This is a genomic window from Sphingomonas sp. UNC305MFCol5.2, assembly GCF_000712135.1.
In the GTDB taxonomy this organism is placed as follows: domain Bacteria; phylum Pseudomonadota; class Alphaproteobacteria; order Sphingomonadales; family Sphingomonadaceae; genus Sphingomonas.
Genome location: NZ_JOOE01000004.1, coordinates 582,987 through 602,019, shown reverse-complemented (window position 1 = coordinate 602,019; position 19,033 = coordinate 582,987). Strand labels below are relative to the sequence as shown.

The 19,033-nt window shown below is 66.9% G+C and carries 18 protein-coding genes and 1 tRNA gene; 11 read left to right on the top strand and 8 right to left on the bottom strand.

The features are described 5' to 3' along the window. Positions 1–5 precede the first annotated feature (5 nt). The 3 genes from galA (at position 6) to hemW (ending at position 4,170) form a co-directional block, all read left to right on the top strand. A complete protein-coding gene (galA, locus tag BR78_RS0119010; RefSeq protein ID WP_029937406.1) occupies positions 6–2,906 on the top strand; it encodes a beta-galactosidase GalA in 2,901 nt (966 codons plus the stop codon). 31 nt (positions 2,907–2,937) lie between these two features. After that, positions 2,938–3,011 (top strand) — tRNA-Gly (locus BR78_RS0119005). A 13-nt stretch (positions 3,012–3,024) separates the two neighbouring features. Further along, positions 3,025–4,170, top strand: a complete 1,146-nt coding sequence (gene hemW, locus BR78_RS0119000) for a radical SAM family heme chaperone HemW (RefSeq protein ID WP_029937405.1) — start codon at positions 3,025–3,027, stop codon at positions 4,168–4,170. Here the strand turns inward: hemW and BR78_RS0118995 are convergent. Continuing rightward, positions 4,167–5,378 carry a penicillin-binding protein activator gene (locus BR78_RS0118995; RefSeq protein ID WP_029937404.1) on the bottom strand — a complete coding sequence of 404 codons (1,212 nt, stop codon included), beginning with the start codon at positions 5,376–5,378 and terminating at the stop codon, positions 4,167–4,169. The genes hemW and BR78_RS0118995 overlap by 4 nt on opposite strands. 11 nt (positions 5,379–5,389) lie before the next feature. On the opposite strand from BR78_RS0118995, the gene rsmI reads away from it, so the two are divergent. Beyond that, the gene (gene rsmI / locus BR78_RS0118990; protein ID WP_029937403.1) at positions 5,390–6,226 is read left to right on the top strand and encodes a 16S rRNA (cytidine(1402)-2'-O)-methyltransferase; all 837 of its coding nucleotides are present in this window, start codon (positions 5,390–5,392) and stop codon (positions 6,224–6,226) included. Here rsmI and BR78_RS20670 read toward each other — a convergent pair. Further along, positions 6,223–6,420: a hypothetical protein gene (locus tag BR78_RS20670; protein ID WP_037567057.1), complete on the bottom strand. Its 198-nt coding sequence runs from the start codon at positions 6,418–6,420 to the stop codon at positions 6,223–6,225. The two genes, rsmI and BR78_RS20670, sit on opposite strands and share 4 nt — an antisense overlap. 111 nt (positions 6,421–6,531) lie before the next feature. Between BR78_RS20670 and BR78_RS0118980 the strand changes: the two genes are divergently transcribed. The 3 genes from BR78_RS0118980 to BR78_RS0118970 are packed head-to-tail and all read left to right on the top strand — an operon-like array spanning position 6,532 to position 8,504. Further along, positions 6,532–6,906 carry a YraN family protein gene (locus BR78_RS0118980; RefSeq protein WP_029724628.1) on the top strand — a complete coding sequence of 125 codons (375 nt, stop codon included), beginning with the start codon at positions 6,532–6,534 and terminating at the stop codon, positions 6,904–6,906. Positions 6,907–6,949: 43 nt separating this feature from the next. Next, complete coding sequence (gene gshB, locus BR78_RS0118975) at positions 6,950–7,909, top strand: glutathione synthase (RefSeq protein ID WP_029937402.1); 960 nt, start codon at positions 6,950–6,952, stop codon at positions 7,907–7,909. A gap of 4 nt (positions 7,910–7,913) precedes the next feature. Then, a complete protein-coding gene (locus tag BR78_RS0118970; protein WP_029937401.1) occupies positions 7,914–8,504 on the top strand; it encodes a DedA family protein in 591 nt (196 codons plus the stop codon). Here BR78_RS0118970 and BR78_RS0118965 read toward each other — a convergent pair. From BR78_RS0118965 to BR78_RS0118955, 3 genes are all read right to left on the bottom strand, one after another. After that, positions 8,501–9,394, bottom strand: a complete 894-nt coding sequence (locus tag BR78_RS0118965) for a tyrosine recombinase XerC (protein WP_029937400.1) — start codon at positions 9,392–9,394, stop codon at positions 8,501–8,503. The two genes, BR78_RS0118970 and BR78_RS0118965, sit on opposite strands and share 4 nt — an antisense overlap. 168 nt (positions 9,395–9,562) lie before the next feature. Beyond that, positions 9,563–10,219 carry a fructose-6-phosphate aldolase gene (gene fsa, locus BR78_RS0118960; RefSeq protein ID WP_029937399.1) on the bottom strand — a complete coding sequence of 219 codons (657 nt, stop codon included), beginning with the start codon at positions 10,217–10,219 and terminating at the stop codon, positions 9,563–9,565. 17 nt (positions 10,220–10,236) lie between these two features. Continuing rightward, positions 10,237–10,626, bottom strand: a complete 390-nt coding sequence (locus BR78_RS0118955) for a hypothetical protein (protein WP_029937398.1) — start codon at positions 10,624–10,626, stop codon at positions 10,237–10,239. A gap of 157 nt (positions 10,627–10,783) precedes the next feature. Here BR78_RS0118955 and BR78_RS0118950 point away from each other — a divergent pair, with 157 nt between their 5' ends. The 4 genes from BR78_RS0118950 to BR78_RS0118935 all read left to right on the top strand — a co-directional run bounded on the left by BR78_RS0118950 (position 10,784) and on the right by BR78_RS0118935 (position 16,969). Continuing rightward, positions 10,784–11,470 (top strand): DUF2490 domain-containing protein, encoded by a 687-nt coding sequence (locus BR78_RS0118950; RefSeq protein ID WP_037567052.1) that lies wholly within the window; start codon positions 10,784–10,786, stop codon positions 11,468–11,470. Positions 11,471–11,522: 52 nt separating this feature from the next. Beyond that, a complete protein-coding gene (locus BR78_RS0118945; protein ID WP_029937396.1) occupies positions 11,523–13,685 on the top strand; it encodes a primosomal protein N' in 2,163 nt (720 codons plus the stop codon). Between the two features lie 69 nt (positions 13,686–13,754). After that, complete coding sequence (locus BR78_RS0118940; RefSeq protein WP_051683415.1) at positions 13,755–15,320, top strand: hypothetical protein; 1,566 nt, start codon at positions 13,755–13,757, stop codon at positions 15,318–15,320. A gap of 107 nt (positions 15,321–15,427) precedes the next feature. Next, positions 15,428–16,969 carry a S1C family serine protease gene (locus BR78_RS0118935; RefSeq protein ID WP_029937394.1) on the top strand — a complete coding sequence of 514 codons (1,542 nt, stop codon included), beginning with the start codon at positions 15,428–15,430 and terminating at the stop codon, positions 16,967–16,969. 123 nt (positions 16,970–17,092) lie between these two features. Here the strand turns inward: BR78_RS0118935 and BR78_RS21865 are convergent, their stop codons facing one another. The 3 genes from BR78_RS21865 to ada all read right to left on the bottom strand — a co-directional run bounded on the left by BR78_RS21865 (position 17,093) and on the right by ada (position 18,928). Next, positions 17,093–17,275, bottom strand: a complete 183-nt coding sequence (locus BR78_RS21865; RefSeq protein WP_156022388.1) for a hypothetical protein — start codon at positions 17,273–17,275, stop codon at positions 17,093–17,095. A 148-nt stretch (positions 17,276–17,423) separates the two neighbouring features. Then, positions 17,424–17,891, bottom strand: a complete 468-nt coding sequence (locus BR78_RS0118925; protein ID WP_029937392.1) for a DUF1203 domain-containing protein — start codon at positions 17,889–17,891, stop codon at positions 17,424–17,426. Continuing rightward, a complete protein-coding gene (gene ada, locus BR78_RS0118920) occupies positions 17,888–18,928 on the bottom strand; it encodes a bifunctional DNA-binding transcriptional regulator/O6-methylguanine-DNA methyltransferase Ada (RefSeq protein ID WP_029937391.1) in 1,041 nt (346 codons plus the stop codon). The genes BR78_RS0118925 and ada overlap by 4 nt, the downstream gene beginning before the upstream one ends. Between the last annotated feature and the right edge of the window lie 105 nt (positions 18,929–19,033).

The following is a 19,033-nucleotide window of genomic DNA, read 5'->3' as shown; positions in this document are numbered from 1 at the left end:
AAGGCATGGATCGGCGGGCGTTTCTGGCAACAACGGCGCTGGCTACCGCGCTACCTGCCCTCCCCGCCCGTGCGAAGGCAGTGGACACCTATAACGGTAGCGACTTGCCGATGCCGGCGCCGCGCGATGGGCTCGATCCGCGCCCGATTCCCGAGGAGCCGGGCCGGCTGCTGCTCGATCGCGGCTGGCGGTTCCATCTCGGCGACGTGCCCATGCCCGAGATCAAGGGCCATCAAGCGACCTACGAAAACGCCAAGGCCGGTGCCGCGCATGGCGCCGCGGCGATGACCTTCGACGACAGCGACTGGCGCGAAGTCACCTTGCCGCACGATTGGGCGATCGAGAGCGCTGTCGATCCCCAGGCCAATGTCTCGCAAGGCTATCGTCGCCGGGGAATCGGCTGGTACCGTCGCACGATCCGGCTCGATCCCGCGCTGAAGGGCAAGTTCCTCGAGATCGACTTCGGAGCGATCGCCACCAACGCCACGATCTGGATCAACGGCACGATCGTCGACCGCAACTGGAGCGGTTTTAACGGCATTCATGTCGATCTGACGCCCTATGCGCGCTTCGGTGACGAGCTCAACACGATTGCCATACGAGTCGATGCCGAGCCGATGGAAGGCTGGTGGTACGAAGGCGCCGGCATCTATCGCCATGTCTGGCTGGCGGTGCGCGAGCCGGTCCACATCGTCACCGACGGCGTGCACTGCGATCCGCGCCGAGCGGCGGACGGAAGCTGGAGCGTCCCGGTCACGGTGACGCTCAACAACATTGCGACCGCGGCCCGAAAAGTGAGGGTCAATGCGTCGCTGGCGGATCCCGCCCGTACATTCATCGCCGCCGCCGTCGCCGAGATCGAAGTCGACCCTCTCCAGCCAATCGAGGCAAGCCTTTCGCTGAGTCCTACCGATCCGAAGCCTTGGTCGCCAGATTCGCCGACACTCTATCCGCTGATAGTGCGGATTCTCGACGGCGAGACGGTGCTGGACGAGCGCCGCATCAACATCGGCTTCCGCTGGCTCGATTTCGACAGCCGGACCGGCTTCCATCTCAATGGCCAGCCGCTCAAGATCAAGGGCACCTGCAACCACCAGGATCATGCCGGCGTCGGCACCGCCATCCCCGACTCGCTGTGGGATTGGCGCGTGCGGCGACTGAAGGCGCTCGGCTCGAACGCGATCCGCGTGTCGCACAATGCGCCGCCCACCGAACTGCTCGACGCCTGCGACCGCCATGGCCTGCTGGTGATGAACGAGAACCGCCAGTTCAATCCGAGCCCCGATTACATGGCGCAGCTCGAATGGCTGGTGCGGCGCGACCGCAACCGGCCCTCCGTCTTCATGTGGTCGGTGTTCAACGAGGAGCCGATGCAGGGTAGCCCGCAGGGCTATGAGATGGTCCGTCGCATGGCCGCGACGGTGAAGGCGCTGGATGACAGCCGCCCGGTCACCGCGGCGATGAACGACGGCATGTTCACGCCCTCGAACGTCAGCCAGGCGGTCGACGTCGTCGGGTTCAACTATCAGATCCCGCAATATGACAAATACCACGCCGCCTTCCCCGACAAGCCGCTGACCAGCTCTGAGGACACCAGTGCCTTCTCGACACGCGGCGAATGGGCGACCGACAAGACCCGTAACATCATGACCAGCTATGACGACGAGGGCGCGCCGTGGGGTGCCACGCACAACGCCGCGTGGAAGGCGATCGCCGAGCGCCCGTTCGTCGCCGGCGGGTTCGTCTGGACCGGGTTCGATTATCATGGCGAGCCGACGCCGTTCGAATGGCCGTCCACGTCGAGCTTCTTCGGGATCATGGACATTTGCGGCTTCCCCAAGCTCGCTTTCCACCAGCACCGCGCGCAATGGATCGACGATACGCCCGTGCTCGCGCTCCAGCCACACTGGAACTGGTCGGGCAAGGAGGGCCAGCCGATCCGGGTGGTGGCGCTCACCAATGCCGAACGCGTCACGCTGCTGCTCAACGGCGAGAAGGTCGGCGAGGCGGTTGTGGACCGACTCAAGCAACCCGAATTTCAGGTGCCCTATGCGCCCGGCAAGCTCGAGGCGATCGGCTATCGCGGCGGCCGCGAAGTCTCGCGCGCAGTGATCGAGACCGTCGGCGCACCCGTAAAGCTGCGGCTCACACCCGATCGGCGCGTGATGGCGGGCGACGGCGAGGATGCTCAGCCGATCACCGTCGATGCGGTCGATTCGCGCGGGCGGCACGTACCGCTCGCCAATCTTCCCGCCAGCTTCACCATCGAAGGCGGCGAGATCATCGGGCTCGGCAACGGCAACCCCAATGATCACGATCCCGAAAAGGGCAGCGCGAGAAGATTGTTCAACGGCCTCGCGCAGGTGATCGTCCGCGTCGCCGCCGGGCGCGGCAAGCTGGTGCTGCGCGCCACTGCGCCGGGGCTCAAGCCCGCCACACTGACCGTCGACCGGATCGCCGCCGCGCCGCGCGCGCAGGTCGCCAATACCCGGCCCGAAATGCTGCTGAGCTTCTGGGCGCGGGCGCCGTTCACGACGACCCGGCCCGATCCCAATGCCAAGATCGGCTCCGACGATCGCTACGCCACCGCGCGCGGTCGTTCCGGCCGGCTCGAAGGGCCGTCGGAGGCCGGGCGCTGGAACGGCTACCAGATGAATTTCACGCCGCCGGCAAGCGTCCGCCGGCGCGGCGGCGTGCTGACCTTCACCGAACTCGCCGGCAGCGCAGAGATCTGGCTGGACGGCAAGAAGATCGCCGAGAAGCGCGATCCCGCGCCTGCACCGCTCGACGTGGCCTTGCCCGCCGGGCAGGGCGAGCGATCGCTGGTGGTGCTGGTCGAGGCCGAGCCGGGCAAGGCCTCGGGCTTCGGCAAGATGGTCGTGGTGCGCGAGAAGGTTGACCAATAGCCGCGGACTGTGGCAGTCGCCCCCTCGGCTCGCGGGTATAGCACAATGGTAGTGCAGCAGCCTTCCAAGCTGAATACACGGGTTCGATTCCCGTTACCCGCTCCAGCCCCCTAAGCGCATGACCAACGACACATCCCCGCTCGCACTCTACGTGCATTGGCCGTTCTGCGTGTCGAAATGCCCCTATTGCGACTTCAACAGCCATGTCCGCGAGAGTGTCGACCAGGAGGCGTGGCGCGGCGCGATGCTCGCCGATCTCGCGCATGAGTCGGCGGCGCTGCCGGGGCGCAGGCTGGGGTCGATCTTCTTCGGCGGCGGCACCCCGTCGCTGATGCCGCCCGAGACCGTCGCGGCGGTGATTGAGGCGGCGGAGCGGCATTGGGGCTTCGAATCCGGTATCGAGATCACGCTGGAGGCGAATCCCTCCTCGGTCGAAGCCGCGCGGTTCGCCGATCTCGCCGGCGCGGGAGTCAACCGCGTCTCGCTGGGGCTGCAGGCGCTCGACGACGACGCGCTGCGCTTCCTCGGCCGGGCGCACGGCGTGAACGAAGGCCTCGCCGCGCTGGAGACTGCGCAGGCGGTGTTCGACCGGGTCAGTTTCGATCTGATCTATGCGCGCCCCGATCAGGATCTCACCGCCTGGGAAACCGAGCTCCGCCGCGCGATCGGCTTCGGTACCGAGCATCTCTCGCTCTACCAGCTCACCATCGAGCCCGGTACGCGCTTTGCGACCATGTACGAGAAGGGCCAGCTCGCCGCTTATGATCCCGATGCGGCCGCCGATCTGTTCGAGGCGACGCGCGACATCACCGCCGCCGCCGGCCTGCCCGCATACGAGATCTCCAACCATGCCCGGCCAGGCGCGGAGAGCCGGCACAACCTGACCTATTGGCGCTATGGCGACTATGCCGGGGTCGGGCCCGGTGCGCATGGCCGGCGCGGCGGGCTCGCGACGATGCGGCACAAGAAGCCCGAGAACTGGATGGCCGCAGTGACGCGCAACGGCCACGGTCTTCAGCTCGAAGATCCGCTCGCTCCCCACGAACGCGCAGTCGAGGCGCTGGTGATGGGGCTGCGGCTGCCCGAGGGCGTGCATTTGCCGCGCGTCGCCGCGCTCGCGGGCGGCACCGCACCGCTCGATTCGCGCGCGCTCGCCGTCCTGAGTGACCAGGGCCTGGTCACTCAGGACGGCGAGCGGCTCTACGTCACCGCTGCGGGCACGCCCGTGCTCGAAGCGATCCTGCGCGAGCTGGTGATCGCCTAATTGCCCTTGAAGTTGGGCGGCGCGGGCGAGACCGTAGCGGTCGTGCCTCCCCGGATCTCCTGCACTTCGAGCGCGCGCTCGGCGACGCCGTCGCGGCCGAAGCGGAACGCGCCGTCGAGCCCGGCAAAGCCCTCGGGCTCGACCAGCCGGCGCTCGGGGAATTCGGTGCCGGGGCGCCAATCGCGCGCGATCCGCACCGTCAGCAGCACCGCGTCATAGCCGAGCGTCGACAGGCGATACGGCGCGGCGCCGAAGCGCGCGCGATATTTGGTGGCATATTGGCGATAATAATTGTCCGGCACGCTCGCGAACCATGCGCCGCTGAGCGCCGCACGCGAGCCGATCGCCGAATCGGTGTTCCACAATTCGGTGCCGAGCAGCCGCGCGGTCTTGCCGCTCGGGGCGCGGCGGATCAATGGCGCCGCGGAGACCGCGCCATTGGCGCTTCCCGCGAGCAGGACTGCCTGGAAGGGCGAGCGGCCGATCTTGGCGATCGCGCTCGCCATCGAGCCCGGGCGCGCGTCATAGGTTTCGAGCGCGAGCACCTTGCCGCCGGCCTGCTCGACCGAGCGGAGCAACGCAGTCGAGGCGCGCTCGCCATAGAGGCCGGTCGGGATCAGCCCCGCGAAATCAGTGATGCCCGAGCGCTTGGCATAGTTCACCACCCGTTCGATCGACTGGCTAGGCACATAGCCGAGGATGAAGGTGCCGTTGCCCGCGACGCCGGCGTCGTTCGAGAAGCTGAGCACGGGAATGTGCGCCCGCCGGGCGATCGGCGCGACTTCGCGGGCTTCCTCGGCCAGCAGCGGCCCGAGAATCAGCCGGTTGCCATCGGCGATCGCCTGCTGCACCGCGGCGATCGCGCCGCCGACCGCGCCGGTATCGTAGGTCGTGATGCGCAGCGCGTCGCTCTTGGTGTCGAGCACCGCGAGCTGGGTGGCGTTCTGGAGCGACCGCCCGACGCCGGCATTCGGACCGGTGAGCGGCACGAGCAAGGCGATGCGGTGGCGCTCGACGTCCTGCGGCAGCCCCGGCGTGATCGGGCGCACGACGGGAGGCGCGGGCCGCTCGGCAGGCGCTGGGCGCTCGGCCTCCGGAGCGGTTCGCGGGCCGCTGACGCAGGCCGCGAGAAACAATGTCGCGCCCATGGCTGCGGTGCGCAGCATGTTCCACAGGCCCGGTTGCGCACTTGCTCTGGCGTCTGCCATGACTCTCCCCGATGGATGATCTCGTTCTCGCACCCGGCCTCTACATCGTCGCGACGCCGATCGGCAATCTCGGCGACCTCAGTCCGCGTGCTGCTCAAATACTGATGAAGGCCGATGTGGTTGCGGTTGAGGACTCGCGTGTGACAGCGGGGCTGTTTCGCCACCTCGGCACGAAGGGCAAGATGCTGCCCTATCACGATCACAATGCCGATGCCGTCCGCCCGGGGCTGATCGCTCGAATGGCGAGCGAAGCGGTGGCCCTGGTCTCCGACGCGGGCACGCCGCTGATCTCGGACCCCGGCTTCAAGCTGGTCCGCGACGCGCGCGCCGCGGGCCATGTGGTGACGACGATCCCGGGCCCGTGCGCCGCGATCGCCGCGCTCACGCTCGCCGGGCTGCCGACCGATCGCTTCCTGTTCCTCGGCTTCCTGCCCGCCAAGCAGCAGGCGCGCGCCGAGGCCGTGGCCGAGATCGCCGCGATCCGGGCGACCTTGGTGCTGTACGAATCGGGTCCGCGCCTCTCCGCCTGCCTCGCCGCGCTGGCCGAGGGACTGGGCGATCGCGAAGCCGCGGTCGCGCGCGAGATCACCAAGAGATTCGAGGAGTGCGTGACGGGGACGCTGACCGAGCTCGCCGCGCGCTATGCCGATGCACCGCCCAAGGGCGAGATGGTAGTGGTGGTCGCGCCGCCGGGGGAAAAGGCGCCTGCCAGCGAGGAGGATGCGGACACCGCGCTCGCCGAAGCGCTCACGCGGCTCCCGCCGGCAAAGGCGGCGGGCGAAGTCGCCAAAAGGCTCGGGCTGGACCGCAAGGCCCTGTACGCCCGCGCTTTGGCGCTCAAGGTCTAGGCGAACTCTTGCAGCCGCGCCGGATTGGCATCGAGCAGGAAGCTCTCGTCCGAACCGGTCAGTTCCGAAAGGCGACGGACATAGCTTTCGGCAAGCAGCCGCCGCCGTTCCTTCGCATTCGCAGTGATCGCATGGCGTGCCGCCAGGATTTCCTGGATGGCCCGGCGCCGGTAATAGCGTTCGTTGGATTCCATAGTCCTCGGCACCCCCCGGTGACGATATGCGACCCGCCTCTCATGAGTCGGAATAGCGGAGACTAACCAAAGTTATCCACAGGCGCCAAGCCCTTGTGCGAGGAGTTGCAGATGAAACGGCCTCGGCGCGCGACGAGCGACCGAAAAGCGGCGGAAAACCGCGGCCGCGACGGGGAAAGGCGCGCCGCCTGGTGGCTCTGGCTGCGCGGCTGGCGAATCCTCGATCGCCGGGTGCGCACGCCGGCCGGCGAAGTCGACCTCGTCGTGCGCAAGGGCAATCTCGTCGCCTTCGTCGAAGTGAAGACCCGCGCGACCAACGCAGAGCTCGATTTCGCGATCGACGAGCGACGGCTGGCGCGCGTCGCCGCGGCGGCGGAGTATCTGATGCCGCGTTATGCCGGGCCGGGCGACGACATTCGCGTCGACGTGATCCTCATTGCTCCTCGCGCGCTGCCTCGCCATATCGAGAACGCCTGGATGGGGTGACTTAGTACAATAAGTCACCTACAGGGGTTCCGAAGGAGGCCGAATGTCGCTTGTTGTTGCCGTGCAGATGGACCCGCTCGATGCGATCAACATCGCCGGCGATTCGAGCTTCGCGTTGATGCTGTCGGCGCAGGCGCGCGGCCACCGGCTGTTCCATTACACGCCTGAGGACCTCAATTATTCCGACGGACGCGTCTGGACAAAGGCGCATCCGGTCAGCGTCCAGCGCGTCGCGGGCAATCACTTCCATTTCGACGATCCGGTGAGCCTCGATCTCGGCGCGGAAGCCGATGTCGTGCTGATGCGGCAGGACCCGCCCTTCGACCTCGGCTACATCACCGCCACGCACCTGCTCGAGCGCATCGTCGATCGCACGCTCGTGGTGAACGACCCCGCCAGCGTCCGCAACGCACCCGAAAAGGTGTTCGTGCTCGATTATGCCGAGTTCATGCCGCCCACTTTGGTGACGCGCAGCCTCGACGAGGCACGGGCGTTCCTCGCCAAGCACGGGGAGATCGTCGTCAAGCCGCTCCACGGCAATGGCGGCAAGGCGATCTTCAAGGTCGGCAGCGATGGTGCCAACCTCTCCTCGCTGATCGAAGTGTTCAACACCGCATATCGCGAGCCGCACATGGTGCAGGCGTTCCTTCCCTCGGTGGCGCAGGGCGACAAGCGCATCGTACTGGTCGACGGCGAGATCGCCGGGGCGATCAACCGGATCCCCGGCGAAGGCGAGATCCGTTCGAACCTCGCGGTCGGCGGATCGGCAGCCAAGACCGAACTCACCGAGCGCGAGAAGCAAATCTGCGCCGCGCTCGGGCCCGAGCTGAAGAAGCGCGGTCTCCTGTTCGTCGGGATCGACGTGATCGGCGGGGAATGGCTGACCGAAATCAACGTCACGTCCCCGACGGGTATCGTCGCGATCGACCGGTTCAACGGCGGCGACACCGCCGCGTTGATCTGGCAGGCGATCGAACGCCGCGTCGCCGAACGCGCGGCCTGAAGCGATGATCGACTGGCTCGACTGGGGCTATTTCGGGATTTTCCTGCTGATGGTGCTGGAAAACGTGATCCCGCCAGTCCCGTCCGAAGTGATCATGAGCGTGGGCGGGATCGCGGCGGGCCAGGGGAAGATGAACTTCGCCTTCCTCGTGGCTGCGGGCACGCTCGGCTGCGCGGTCGGCAACCTGTTCTGGTGGGAGATCGGCCGGCGCTACGGCTATGAGCGGCTCAAGCCGATGGTCGATCGCTGGGGCCGCTGGCTGACGATGGATTGGGAGGATGTCGAGCGGCTGCGCAGTTTCTTCGATCGCTGGGGCGGTGCGACGGTGTTCGTGTTCCGCTTCATGCCGATCGGGCGCACCGTGATCTCGATTCCCGCGGGACTGCTGCACATGCCGTTCTGGCGATTCGTGGCCTACACCACCGCCGGCAGCCTGGTGTGGAACACGATCCTCGTCGGCGTGGGTTTCTGGCTGGGCACCAATTTCGAGACGATCGACCATTGGATCGCGCCGGGCGTGACTGCGATCATCGTCCTTGCGCTGCTCGCTTATGTCTGGCGCATCGCCACCTGGAAGCCCCGCGCCAGGCGCTAGGCGCGCGGATGGGCGTTGCGATAGACGTCGAGCAGATGCGCGGCATCGACCGCGGTGTAGATCTGGGTCGAGCTGAGGCTTGCATGGCCGAGCAACTCCTGCAGCGCGCGCAGATCGGCGCCGCGCCCGAGCAGGTGGGTGGCGAAGCTGTGGCGCAGCGCGTGCGGCGTCGTCCGCTCGGAAAGGCCCAGCGACGTCCGCGCCGCGCGCACCACCTTGCGGATCATCCCCGGCGGCAACGGTCCGCCCTTGGCTCCGCGGAACAACGGCGCATCGCGCGACACGCCATAGGGGCATAGATCGGCATAGGCCTCGATCGCCGCGCGCACCTGCGGCAGCAAGGGCACATTGCGGGTCTTGGCACGCTTGCCGGTGACGCGCATCGTCGCGCCGAGCGGCAGCACCGCGCCGGTCAGGCCCACTGCCTCGCCGATGCGCAGGCCCGCGCCATAGAGCAACAGCAGCACCGCCCAGTCGCGTGCGCCGATCCACGGCTCGCTTGCCTCTTCGGACACGGTCTCGGCCAATGCCACTGCCTCGTGCGGCGCGATCGGGCGCGGCACGCCCTTCTTGACTCGCGGCCCACGCAATCTCGGCAACTCGGCCGCGTCGCCGACGGCGAATTTGAGGAAACCGCGCACCGCCGAAAGCTCGCGCGCCGCGGAGGCATTGGACAGGCCGTCGTTGCGGCGATGCGCGAGGTACGCCCGCATATCCGCATTGCCGATCCGCGCGAGTCCGTCGCGCGTCACCGCCTCGCCCCAATGCGACTGGAGGAACGCGATCAGCCGGACCGCGGTGGCTTCGTATGCACGGACGGTATGCACCGAACGCCGCCGGTCGCGGGCGAGATGCTGGCCGTAGAGCAGAGGCAGTGCGGGTTCGGTCATCTGGACACAATGGTCCCTGGACTCCCCTCCCTGCAAGGGAGGGGCTGGGGGTGGGTGCGAGCCGAAGGCGAGCCCATCGAATTGCATGGAAAAAAGAAAAGGCCGGGCATCGATCCCGGCCTTTTCTTACCCACCCCTAACCCCTCCCTATTAGGGAGGGGAAAAGGCTCAACCGATCTTCTGCCCGGTCTTCGCCCAGTCGGCGAGGAAGCCTTCGATCCCCTTGTCGGTCAGCGGGTGCTTGACCAATTGGCGGATCACCGCGGGCGGCGCGGTCATCACGTCGGCGCCGATCCGCGCGGCCTCGAGCACATGGATCGGGTGGCGCACGCTGGCGACGAGGATCTCGGTCGAGAAATCGTAATTGTCGTAGATCAGCCGGATGTCGCTGATCAGCTGCATCCCGTCGAAGCCGTTATCGTCGTGGCGGCCGACGAACGGCGAGACGAAGGTCGCGCCGGCCTTGGCGGCGAGCAACGCCTGGTTGGCCGAGAAGCAGAGCGTCACGTTGACCATCGTGCCGTCGTCGGTGAGCGCCTTGCAGGTCTTGAGCCCGTCGATCGTCAGCGGCACCTTGACGGCGATGTTGTCGGCGATTTTACGGACCACTTCGGCCTCGCGCATCATGCCTTCGTGATCGAGCGCGACGACTTCGGCCGATACCGGCTTGCCGGGGACGATCTGGCAGATCTCCGCGACCACTTCGAGGAAGTCGCGCCCCGCCTTGTGGATCAGCGACGGATTGGTGGTGACGCCGTCGAGAAGCCCGGTATCGGCGAGGTCGCGGATGTCGGCGGTGTCGGCGGTGTCGGCGAAGAATTTCATGGCAGTCCCCAGGCGAATCAGTAGCGCACCAGCATCAGCCGTGCGCGGGTCGCCTTAAGCTTGTTGACCGTGACGCGATAGGTCCCCGGACGCAGTCTGTACCGTACGATCTTGCGGATCGTCGAGCAATCGGGGCCATGCCCGTGCGCGACCGATTCGAGCGGCTTGCCCCGCATCGGCGCAACATCGATCCAGCCAGGCTCGCCGAGCGCGATCCCGAAGGTGCCGGCCTTGCGGATGCGGACCGTGGTCCGGATGGAATCGCCGCTGCGAGCGAGCGTCACCGAATGACCGGTGTCGAGGCCGCGCCCCGATCGCTTCCACCCGCTCAGCGGCGCGGGAAGCGCGGTGTCGTAGGATTTGCACGTCTGTGTAGCGAGCGAGAGTGCGAATGCGGTCAGCAACATGGCGAGTCCCCCTTTGCGCCGACTCCGCCGGCAGAGCGGAACATAAGCGGACCATGGATACGTAGCAACCACGGCAAAATGCGGCAGGACCGTGACACTATTGCTATATTGTTGCTAGGGCCGCGGGAACCGGATTCGCCATCTCCGAGGATGTCCAATGGTGTTGCGCCTCCCCTTTCTATCGGCAGCCTTGCTGTTCGCGCCGGCCCTGGCCCATGCCCAGCAGGTCGACCGCCAGCTGTGGCTGCAGACCAACGGCACCGTCACGATCGGCGATCGCGAGAAAGTGACGCTGGAGGGCATCGGCCGCTTCAGCGATCGCGCCGAGGGCTTCTCGCATGCCGAGGCAGGCCTGTTGTTCACCCATACCACCGCAGGCGGCATAGAGCTGTCGATCGGCTATCGGCATGTCGAGGACTGGAATCGCGGCATGGTGCTGCCGAACGAAGAGCGCCTGCGGCAGATGGTGCTGGTCCCGTTCGGCAGCGGCTTCTCGGGGAGATTGCGGCTGGAGGAGCGGTTCAACAGCAGCGGCGGCGAGATCGGCGTGCGGGTACGCCCGCGACTCGGCTTCGATACGCCGCTGAACGACAAGGGCCTGAAGCTCTTCGCCACGCAGGAGCATTTCCTCAACTTAAACACCACCGGCTGGGGCCAGCGCGGCGGCTATGAGCGGATGCGCAACGCGGCCGGCCTGTCGTTCGGGCTCGGCGGCAAATTGCGCGGCGAAGTCGGGTATCTCAATCAATATCGCTTCGGCCGCGACGGCCGCCGCGACCAGATGGATCACGCCGCCACCTTCACGCTGTCGTTCAACGTCGCGAGCATCGGCGACAGCGACTAGCGCGCGACCGACGGGATTCCCTTCGGCGCGAAAATGCCCATATGAGGGCGGCATGCGCGCCCGCATCCTCGTCCTCCATCCCGCGCTCGGTCCCCTCGACTATCGCGTGCCGCAAGGCATTACGGTCGAGCCCGGGTCGATCGTCGTCGTGCCGATCGGCCCGCGCCAATATGCCGGCGTGGTCTGGGAGCCCGAGCGGCTGCCGACCGAGGAAATCGGTGACAATCGCCTGCGCAATCTGATCGCGGTAGCCGATGCACCGCCGATTCCGGAACCTGTGCGCCGGCTCGTCGAATGGACTGCGGATTATTATCTCAGCCCCCTCTCGGCGGTGCTCGCGATGGCGGTGCGCACGTCGGCCGCCTTTGAAAGCGCGCCGACGATCACCGAATATCGCGCGACCGGATTGGTGCCCGATCGCCTGACGCCGCAGCGCGCGCAGGCCCTCGAGCGGATCGGCGAGCGGCAGGGGCTGGTGCGCGAGCTGGCGACGATCGCCGATGTCTCCGAAGGCGTGATCCGCGGGCTGTGCAAGGTCGGCGCGATCGAAGCGGTGACGGTCGACACCGACAGTCCCTATCCATTGCCCGATCCTGCTTTCGGCCCGCCCGATCTCAGCCCCGAACAGGCGAAGGTCGCCGGCATTCTCCGGGAATCGGTCGAAGCCGCGCGTTTCCAGCCTTTCCTGCTCGACGGCGTCACCGGATCGGGCAAGACCGAAGTCTATTTCGAGGCGATTGCCGCCGCTATCGCCGCGGGCAGGCAGACTCTCGTGCTGCTCCCCGAGATCGCGCTCACCGAGCCGTTCCTCACGCGCTTCGCCCAGCGCTTCGGCTGCGAGCCGGTCGCTTGGCACTCCGGATTGCGCACTTCGCAGCGCCGCCGCGCATGGCGGGCGATCGCCGGCGGCGAGGCTCTGGTCACCGTCGGCGCGCGCTCGGCATTGTTCCTGCCCTATCCCAATCTCGGGCTGATCGTCGTCGACGAGGCGCACGAGACCAGCTTCAAGCAGGAGGAAGGCGTCCATTATCACGCGCGCGACGTCGCGGTGATGCGCGGACATTTCGAGCGCTGCCCGGTGATTCTCGCCTCGGCCACTCCGGCGATCGAGACGCGCCACCAGGTCGAGCTCGGCCGCTACGAAGAACTCAAGCTGCCCGGCCGCTACGGGCTCGCCGAACTTCCCGACATCGAAGCAATCGACCTGATCAAGGAGCCGCCCGATCGCGGCCGCTGGCTGAGCCCCCGGCTGATCCTCGCGATCGACGCGGCGCTCGAACGCGGCGAGCAGTCCTTGCTGTTCCTCAACCGGCGCGGCTATGCCCCGCTGACGCTCTGCCGGCATTGCGGCCACCGTTTTCAATGCCCGAATTGCACCGCATGGATGGTCGAGCACCGGCTGATCCGCCGCCTTTCCTGCCATCATTGCGGGCACATGATCCCGACACCCGAGATCTGCCCCGAATGCGAGGAGGCCGACAGCCTCGTCGCTTGCGGCCCCGGCGTCGAGCGCATCGCCGACGAAGTGGCGGTGCTCTGGCCGAACGCACGCACCGCGATCGTCACGTCGGACACGCTCTGGTCCCCCGCCAAGGCCGCCGAGTTCGTCCAGCGGATGGAGCATAAGGAGATCGACATCGTCGTCGGCACCCAATTGGTCACCAAGGGCTATCACTTCCCGAATCTGACGGTGGTCGGCGTGGTCGATGCCGATCTCGGGCTCGACGGCGGCGACCTGCGCGCGGCTGAGCGCACCTTCCAGCAGATCATGCAGGTGTCGGGACGCGCCGGCCGCGGCGAAAAGCCGGGGCACGTCTATATCCAGACGCACGCGCCCGACGCGCAGGTGATGCAGGCGCTGATCTCGGGAAACAGCGCCGCCTTCTACGCAGCGGAAACCGAAGCGCGCCGCGAGGCGGGCGCGCCGCCTTATGGCCGCTACGCCGCGATCATCGTGTCGAGCGAGGACAAGGCCGCCGCCGAGGAGACCGCCCGGATGATCGGCCGCACCGCGCCGCGGCGCGACGAGATGCACGTCTACGGCCCCGCCCCCGCCCCCCTCGCGATGCTGCGCGGTCGTCACCGTTTCCGCCTGCTCATTCATGCGCGCCGCGCCTTCGACCTGCAGGACATGATCCGCGACTGGCTGGGCGCGCTCGAATGGAGCGCGAAGGTGCGGGTGGCAGTGGACGTCGATCCCTACAGCTTCGTCTGAGCCCTGGATTCTCCTCTATCCGCTGTCACATTGCGCCTCTAGCATCGCGCCGAGATCGGGGGATTCGTGATGCTTCGCAAGCTGTTGCCGCTGTTGTTTCTGTTGTTGCCCGCCACGGCGCGGGCGGACTGGTATGAAGCGAGCACGCAGCATTTCGTCGTCTATTCGGATCAGCGTCCCGAGAAAATCCGCGAGTTCACTGCCAATCTCGAGCGGTTCGACATGGCGGTGCGCAAGCTCGGCGGCTGGAAAGACCAGCCGACGGCAAAGCCCAACCGCCTCACCGTCTATGTGGTCGGCAGCCGCGAGGAGGTGTCGAAGCTCATCGGCAATCGGTTCGTCGCGGGATTCTACAAGCCCCGCGCCGGCGGTTCGCTCGCCGTCGTGCCGCGCAGGTCGGGTTCGGGAAGCGAAACCGACCTCGATGCCGAATCGATCCTGCTCCACGAATATACCCATCACCTGATGTGGAGCATCTCGCCCCATTCGGTGTATCCGGCATGGTTCATCGAAGGTTTTGCCGAGCTCTTCGCCACTGCCGATTTCCAGAAGAACGGCGACGTGGTGCTCGGCCGCCCGCCGCAATATCGCGCCCGCACGCTGATGACGGGCAACAATCTGCCGATCGGCAAGCTGCTCGTCGCGGACACGCTCAAGCTTAGCCCCGAGCAACGCGCCGCGCTGTACGGCCGCGGCTGGCTGTTGAGCCATTATTTCCTGATCGCCCGCCAGCGGCCGGGGCAACTCGGCGCCTATCTCGCGGCGCTCAACGCGGGCAAGCCGTCGCTCGAAGCGGCGCAGGCGTTCGGCAATCTGCAGGCACTCGATAACGAGCTCGAGCGCTACAAGCGCGGCAAGATCGCCGCGTTTCTCGTCAGCGGCTTGCCCAACGTCGAAGTGGCGCTGCGTCCGCTTACCCCTGGCGAGGCGGCAACGATGGACGTGCGCATCCGCTCGAAGAACGGCGTCAACCGCAAGACCGCGCCCGGCGTCTACGCCGATGCGCAGAAGGCCGCAGCAGCGTTTCCCGGTGATCCCGGCGCCCAGATCGTTCTCGCCGAAACAGCCTATGACGCGCGCGATCTCGTCGCAGCCGAAGCTGCCGCCGATCGCGCCATCGCCGCCAACCCCAAGGCGGTCGATGCCTATATCTTCAAGGCAATGGCGCGGCTCACCGCCGCCAGTGTCGCACGCGACAGGAGCAAGGAGACGCTCGCCGCGATCCGCAAGATCATAGCGGCGGGCAACAAGCTCGAACCCGAAGACCCGCGCCTGCTCATTCTCTATTATCGCAGCTTCGTCGATTTCGGCTTTCCGCCCAGCGAGAATGCCAAGGACGGCCTTGCCGCCGCTTTCGATCTCGCGCCGCAGGACGACCGGCTCCGCTTCAATGCGGCTAGGATGTATCTCAAGGACGGCGACAAGGCACACGCACGCGCCATGCTCACCCCGCTCGCTTATAATCCGCACGGTCAGGGCCTCGCCCAACGCGCAGCGGCGATGATCGCGACGATCGACAAGGGCGATGTCGAGGGTGCGATCAAATCGCTCGATTCGAGCGAGGGTGACGAGGACAAGGATGGCGAGGACAAGGGCGCGCCACCGACCAGCCCGGCACCGCAACCCGGTCCGTGAAACGCGCTCCGTCGCCAGACGGCGCTCGGTTCGCATGAGGCATTCCCCCGCTTGAACCGACGTCGCTTTTGCTTGAAAGCAGCGACCAAATAGGAGGTCGCGTGGGAATGGTTCGGCGCTTGCTGATGATGGTCGCGCTGGCGCTCGCCTGGGCGATGCCTGCGCGCGCCGACGATATCTCGGCCTCTGCCCGCGGCGTCGTGCGGATCGTCACCATCGCCGTGGTCAACGACGAAGTCGTCGGCTTCGGCCATGGCAGCGGCTTCGCGGTCGCGCCGAACCGCATCGTCACCAACGCCCATGTCGTCGAACTCGCCGATCGTTATCCCGACAATGTCGTGATCGGCATCGTGCCCTCGGAAGGTGACAAGTCCTATCAGGGCAAGCTCATCGCGATCGATCAGCAGCGCGATCTGGCGCTGATCGAATTCTCCGGGGTCCGGCTGCCCCCGCTGACGCTCTACACCGGCGCGCCGGGCGACGGCGAGGCGCTGATCGCGCTCGGTTATCCCGGCAATGTCGATCTCGCCACCGCGCGCTCGGCCGCCGACTTCATCAACCCGCAATCGCCGGTCCGTTCGCAGGGCGGCTTCGCGGGCACCCGCACGCTCGAGGGCACCAGCGTGCTGCTCCACACAGCCAACATCGCGCGCGGCAATTCGGGTGGCCCGCTGCTCGATCGCTGCGGCCGCGTGCTGGGCGTCAATTCGGCTATCACGCGCGCCGACGAAGGCGATTCGACCTTTGCCTTCGCGATCGCGGGCAACGAACTCGCGGCGTTCCTGCAGGGCGCAAAGCAACCCTTCGCCACCGTCAGCGTACCCTGCACCAGCGTTGAGGAGCAATTGGCGCAGGAACGCAACGCCGACGAAAAGGCGCGGCTCGATGCCGAAGCACGCGCCCGGGCGGACGCCGCGAAAAGCGCCAACGAACGCGAGGATGCGCTGTCCCAGGCGCGGGCGCGCAACATCGTCGCGCGCGAGAACCAGATGGCGGGCGCCGGCCTGCTGCTCGTGCTGGGGGCGCTGGCGCTGGGCGGCGCCGGGCTGCTGCTCTCGCGCGATCGCCGACGCGAGGCGATCTGGGTCGCAGTCGGCGGCGGCGTGCTGATGCTGGGCGCGGTGGTGCTGTTCCTGACGCGCCCAAGCTTCGACGAATCGCGGATGCTTCCGGTACCCAAGGCGAACGCGGGGGCCGCCGTGCCCGATCAGGTCGCGCTCGGCCGGATGACCTGCGCGCTCGTGCCCGAACGGAGCCGGATCACCGTCTCGAACGTCGCCAAGGTCGAGCTCGATATCGGCGCGGACGGATGCATCAACGGGCGCACCCAATATGCCGAATCGGGCACGCTGTGGCAGCGCATCCTCGTGCCCGATCAGGACCAGACCGTCTCGGTGCTCGTCTGGGATCCGGCGACCAAAACCTATACCAACACGCGCTATCTGCTGTCGTCCGGGCAGATGACCAAGGCGCGGCAGTTGCGCTCGGGCGTCGAGCTCAAGACCTGCTCGTCCGATCAGGCCGCGCGGGCCAACCTCGCGTCGCAGCAACAGGCGCTGCGCGCGGCGCTGCCGCCGGTCTATAACGAGAAGCTCGTCTATAGCTGCAGCCCGGCCCCGTCAGGGCCGCCCTCGGCGACGGCGAAGTAGGTCGTGAACGCATAAACTGCGAACGACTGCTAACGCCCCAATAGCGGACATCAGCGACTTCCGGCATAGTGACTAGATGATGGTCTTCTGGCTCCTGATTTTCCTCGTGCCACCATCCGCCGGTTATTTGGTTGGCAGGGTCCCCCCAAGCAGGTTGCGGTTGGTCTTGCTAGCGCTGTTCATCGCCGTGCCGCCGCTGGTTTTCACCGCGTTGATGGCCACTGCAGACCCAGCACCGGGAGGCTTCTTCCTGTGGTGGTCGATCGGAATGGGGTTCATGGTGTTGCCAGAGGCGATCTGGATCACGGGAGCGCTGGTTGGCTTCTCAATCGGAAAGCGGAACGTCGGCTAACCACCCACTTCCGGACCTTCGATTTATTGGTCTACGGCTTGGATTTGTCGGCTTCACTCTGACCCGCTCGTTTCGGGCGGAGAAAGCTCAATCCGCTGTAGTTCAGCCGCGATCCACCCGCGCGGCGAAGCAGCCTCGTTTGGCATTGTGGACATGGAGGAATGCCACCGCGGGATCGGCGAACATCGCGGCGATCAGCGGTTCGAGTGCTTTTCCCTCCACGACGTCGGCGTTCGTCATCATCGCGTCACGATCGAACGCTCTTACCGACAGAAGTCGAGTCGCGAGTTGCTCCGGTATCTCGTCAATATAGAGTGCTGGCGTCTCGGCCCCTTCCCGCACGAAAATCGCGTGGCGCGAACGGTATGGGCCGGCATCGGGCAGATGCTCGTAATTGAGCAGCAGCAATGCCTCGCCGGGCTCCGCGTCCTCCAGCGTCACGCGGCACGGAAAGCCCGGCTGGCTGTCCGCCGTCATCCGCACGACATGCTCGGCGGCGAGCGCTTCGCTCGACAGGCCGTAGAAGCGCCGGAACGGTGCGGGGTCGAGCCCGGTGATGACATAGCTCATTCCATCACCCCTTCGCGTTTGCGCAGCACGCGCTTGCGATCCACGCCATAGGCATAGCCGCCCATGCTGCCGTCGGCCCGCTGGGCGCGGTGACACGGGATCAGCACCGCGACATGATTGGCGCCACATGCCGTCCCCGCCGCGCGCACCGCCCGCGGATTGCCGGCTTCAGTGGCGAGCTGGGCATAGCTGCGCGTCTCGCCCGGCGGGATGGCCCGCAGCGCCTGCCACACCGCTTCCTGGAAGGCAGTGCCCTGCACGTCGAGCGGCAAATCCATGTCGCGTCCCGGCGTCTCGACTTCGCGCACCACGCGCGCGGCGAGATTGGCCAAAGCCGCCCCGCCCGGTGCGATCTCCGCCGCCGGAAAGCGCCGCGCCAGCGCGAACTGATCCTCGTCGAAGGCGACCCGGCACAGCCCCTTGTCGGTCGCCGCGATCAGCAGCGGGCCGAGGCTGGTTTCGGCAGTCGTCCAGCGAATCGTCACGCCGGCGCCGCCGCGCTTCCATGCGCTCGGCGTCATGCCCAGCCGGGCATTGGCGGTCTCGTAGAAGCGGCTGGGCGCGGCATAGCCCGCCTCGTAGATGGCATCGGTCACGCGCTCCTCCTCGGTCAGCGCGGCGGCGGCGCGGCGCGCACGCAGTCCGCGGGCATAAGCCGCCGGAGTCACACCGGTCCCGCGCTTGAACAGTCGCTGGAAATGGTGCGGGGCATAGCCGACCCGCGCGGCCAATTCCTCGAGCCCCAGCGGCTCTTCTGCCGCCTCGATCAGCGCAACGGCTTCGGCCACTGCGATCCGGTCGCGGCCCACTTCGTCGGGCTTGCAGCGCAGGCATGCACGGTAGCCGGCGTTCCGCGCGGCATCTGCATCGGGATAGAAGATCACATGCTCGCGCTTGGGCCGCCGCGCCGGGCAGGTCGGCTTGCAATAGATGCCCGTGGTGGTCACCGCCACGATGAAGCGCCCTTCATAAGCGCGGTCGCGCGCGTCGAATGCCGCCCAGGCGGTATCGTCGCTGATGGTCTGCTGATTGCTCATGCAGCCGATATAGGCCCGCCCGCCCAGCGCCACATCCCGCGACTTGCGCTCAAAGCGGATAGCGCTTGCCCTTCCGATTTTCAGACGGCAACGTTAACGCTAACA

What these genes read in the sequence shown, in the direction of transcription:
- rsmI (WP_029937403.1), top strand. Translation starts at nt 5,390, where the DNA reads ATGGATGATCTCGTTCTCGCACCCGGCCTCTACATCGTCGCGACGCCG.
- BR78_RS0118950 (WP_037567052.1), top strand. Translation starts at nt 10,784, where the DNA reads ATGGTGTTGCGCCTCCCCTTTCTATCGGCAGCCTTGCTGTTCGCGCCG.
- BR78_RS0118945 (WP_029937396.1), top strand. Translation starts at nt 11,523, where the DNA reads ATGCGCGCCCGCATCCTCGTCCTCCATCCCGCGCTCGGTCCCCTCGAC.
- BR78_RS0118980 (WP_029724628.1), top strand. Translation starts at nt 6,532, where the DNA reads ATGAAACGGCCTCGGCGCGCGACGAGCGACCGAAAAGCGGCGGAAAAC.
- fsa (WP_029937399.1), bottom strand. Translation starts at nt 10,219, where the DNA reads ATGAAATTCTTCGCCGACACCGCCGACACCGCCGACATCCGCGACCTC.
- BR78_RS0118970 (WP_029937401.1), top strand. Translation starts at nt 7,914, where the DNA reads ATGATCGACTGGCTCGACTGGGGCTATTTCGGGATTTTCCTGCTGATG.
- BR78_RS0118940 (WP_051683415.1), top strand. Translation starts at nt 13,755, where the DNA reads ATGCTTCGCAAGCTGTTGCCGCTGTTGTTTCTGTTGTTGCCCGCCACG.
- galA (WP_029937406.1), top strand. Translation starts at nt 6, where the DNA reads ATGGATCGGCGGGCGTTTCTGGCAACAACGGCGCTGGCTACCGCGCTA.
- ada (WP_029937391.1), bottom strand. Translation starts at nt 18,928, where the DNA reads ATGAGCAATCAGCAGACCATCAGCGACGATACCGCCTGGGCGGCATTC.
- BR78_RS0118955 (WP_029937398.1), bottom strand. Translation starts at nt 10,626, where the DNA reads ATGTTGCTGACCGCATTCGCACTCTCGCTCGCTACACAGACGTGCAAA.
- BR78_RS0118995 (WP_029937404.1), bottom strand. Translation starts at nt 5,378, where the DNA reads ATGGCAGACGCCAGAGCAAGTGCGCAACCGGGCCTGTGGAACATGCTG.
- BR78_RS0118965 (WP_029937400.1), bottom strand. Translation starts at nt 9,394, where the DNA reads ATGACCGAACCCGCACTGCCTCTGCTCTACGGCCAGCATCTCGCCCGC.
- BR78_RS0118935 (WP_029937394.1), top strand. Translation starts at nt 15,428, where the DNA reads ATGGTTCGGCGCTTGCTGATGATGGTCGCGCTGGCGCTCGCCTGGGCG.
- hemW (WP_029937405.1), top strand. Translation starts at nt 3,025, where the DNA reads ATGACCAACGACACATCCCCGCTCGCACTCTACGTGCATTGGCCGTTC.
- gshB (WP_029937402.1), top strand. Translation starts at nt 6,950, where the DNA reads ATGTCGCTTGTTGTTGCCGTGCAGATGGACCCGCTCGATGCGATCAAC.
- BR78_RS20670 (WP_037567057.1), bottom strand. Translation starts at nt 6,420, where the DNA reads ATGGAATCCAACGAACGCTATTACCGGCGCCGGGCCATCCAGGAAATC.
- BR78_RS0118925 (WP_029937392.1), bottom strand. Translation starts at nt 17,891, where the DNA reads ATGAGCTATGTCATCACCGGGCTCGACCCCGCACCGTTCCGGCGCTTC.